This window comes from uncultured Agitococcus sp., assembly GCF_937920075.1.
In the GTDB taxonomy this organism is placed as follows: domain Bacteria; phylum Pseudomonadota; class Gammaproteobacteria; order Pseudomonadales; family Moraxellaceae; genus Agitococcus.
Map to the genome: position 1 here is coordinate 1 of NZ_CALETI010000428.1, position 2,370 is coordinate 2,370.

A 2,370-nucleotide genomic window follows, 5' to 3' on the forward strand; every position below is an offset into this window, starting at 1 on the left:
TATGCCGTTGCGATTACTTAACGCAACAGTGTTTTCTGTATCCATTATTAAACTCTCCGCCAATTTGGGCGTGAACGCTGAGGCGTTTTAGGTGAGTAGTAAGTGTAGCCTTGTGCAAACTGCCTAAATGCGTCTGCTGCTTCTGAGTGAATGTCGTGTCGCGGTGATTCTTTCCAACACCCCGCTCTGTCGTTCCACTCTTTGCGATAGTTTTCTAAATGAGCTAGGCCATCTTTGCAATTAGTCTCATCAAACCAGCACTGGTTAAACACATCGCGTGTTGCTTGTATGCCATGCTGCACATAATCAACTCTTGGCACGATCTCGATGTTTTGTAGTCCCAATTCTTCGAGCATATCAATCGGGCTTTTAACACTAGTGCCTTGTTGTCGCTTGTGTGTTGCATCGTGCGGTAGGTAATGTCTGCCCCAAACGTAGCCCAATGCCTGCATATACTTAACAAAATGGCTGTAGGGCTCGCCCCATGCTTCGTAGAACCTGATAAACCGATTCTCTAGGCCAATGCGCTGGTGAAACCATATCGCTGTGCCATCACTCGCGCCTATATCCCAAAACGTATTGACAGGCACACCTTCAACTACTGGTACAGTCGCAATTCGACTTTCTTTACGCGCTTTAGCAAGCTGTTCGGAGTAGTAACAGCCTTCTGTAGATTGCTGAAATGCTTCTTCGGGCGTACTTGGGTACTCTTGCCACATCTTTTCTTCTGAGCCGCTAAAATCAGCTTCTCGTGTTGCAATGTACCATGCTCTTTTTTCTAAGCTAATCGGTTGACCAATCTGAGACTCAATCCGTTCAAAATAGGCATTGTCTTTATCAGTGAGCTTGACGCTATCGGCTGGCATACAGTACCGTTCTTCGTCCCACCACGCGAAAAAATGGAAACGATAGTCACGCACTGTTAATTCCTTGTTTGAATCTTTAGCAGCTTTAGCTCGCATGGTGATGTTGTAAAACTCGCCTTCACGCCCTTCTGCCGTTGATTCGATAATCAAAATACCTGTTTGCGGCACAGCAGGGATTGAACCTGTAACTACTTCAACTGCTTTATCAGGATATTTAGCGCAAATCTTGCCAAACTCTGATATGTGTAACCTGTGAATCGTGCCTGAACGCATTGATGTTGCTACACGAATCGAGCTGTTGTTATGAGCAAACAGTAATTCGCTCGCACTATCACGCGCCAATGGCATTTGATTTCGCAACGATTCAGGCAAATTTATGTAGGCAAACTTAACTTTGTCTCTGAAAAAAACTTCTGCCGCGTCTATGTCTTGAGCAATGATGCCGCACCGCATATTTTCATTAAATAACGCGGTATCAAGCCATAAAATACAAATGAGCGTAGTAAAACCAAGTTGACGCGCTTTTAGAATGACGTTTCTGTGCCATAAATTAGCCAATAATCGTCTTTGCGGTCTGTTTGGCCTAAAAAACACAACTAAGTCTTCTTTTTGCTTCTTCTTGTCATCACCCTTCTTTTCTTTCTTGTCGTCGCCTTTGATGATGATTTTGTACAAAGCACCTGAGCAAATACGCCACAAGGGGTCATTAAGACACGCCTTTAACTCATCTTCCGTTGTTGGTCTAAAACTCCACTTGATGCCGCCGTCTTTACGTCGCGGTATGTCATTCGTCATCATCAAAATCTACGTTGCTTGTGGCAACAGAAATATAACTACCCTGAACGGCTTTTAGTAATGATGAAACCGCATTATCAATTGGTGTTGGGGTTGATTGAATATCGTAAGCCTCTCGCTCTAACCCAATCATTGTTTTTAGTGCGTCTGTTAATTTTTTAACACCATCAATTCGATGAGGCATTGAAATACATTTTTTATAAATATCGTTTAATTTATCATGCCCTGATTCGCTTTCTTGTCTCAATAACTCGCCCAACTGCTCAAACAATTCTCTGTTGTCAGTAGTTAATTCAAGCTCATCAAACAACGCATTAACAATTCGTTTACTTTTACGAATATCGCCTCGATGGGCTAACTTGATGTTGACGATTGCTTGGGCATTGACCTCGATGATTTCTTTTTCAGATGCCTTTTTGCTGTCACCTAGACTGTCACCTACCTGTTTGTCACCTATTTTTTTATCAACAGCTTTTGCTATCTTTTCTCTTAAATCTCTTGCCCACTCTTCTTTTTTGGCTTTTCTAGCGATTACTTGGTGTGCCACATTATGCTTATCGCCAATCTCGCGCAAACTCAATAAACCTGCCGAGTAGTCTCTTTCAACAGACTCCCAATCGACCTGTTTACGTTCTGCCATTACTCATCACTCATAAAAAAGCCCAACAGCTAACTAATCGGGCAAAACTATTTAATAACCAACGCCAAC

General features: G+C 42.7%; 2 protein-coding genes. Both read right to left on the reverse strand.

All coding sequences use genetic code 11. The features are described from left to right. Positions 1 to 47 precede the first annotated feature (47 nt). Positions 48 to 1,664 carry a terminase gene (locus Q0212_RS14510; RefSeq protein WP_297926812.1) on the reverse strand — a complete coding sequence of 539 codons (1,617 nt, stop codon included), beginning with the start codon at positions 1,662 to 1,664 and terminating at the stop codon, positions 48 to 50. After that, positions 1,651 to 2,301, reverse strand: coding sequence for a hypothetical protein (locus Q0212_RS14515; RefSeq protein ID WP_297926815.1), 651 nt, complete (start codon positions 2,299 to 2,301; stop codon positions 1,651 to 1,653). The genes Q0212_RS14510 and Q0212_RS14515 overlap by 14 nt, the downstream gene beginning before the upstream one ends. Positions 2,302 to 2,370 lie beyond the last annotated feature (69 nt).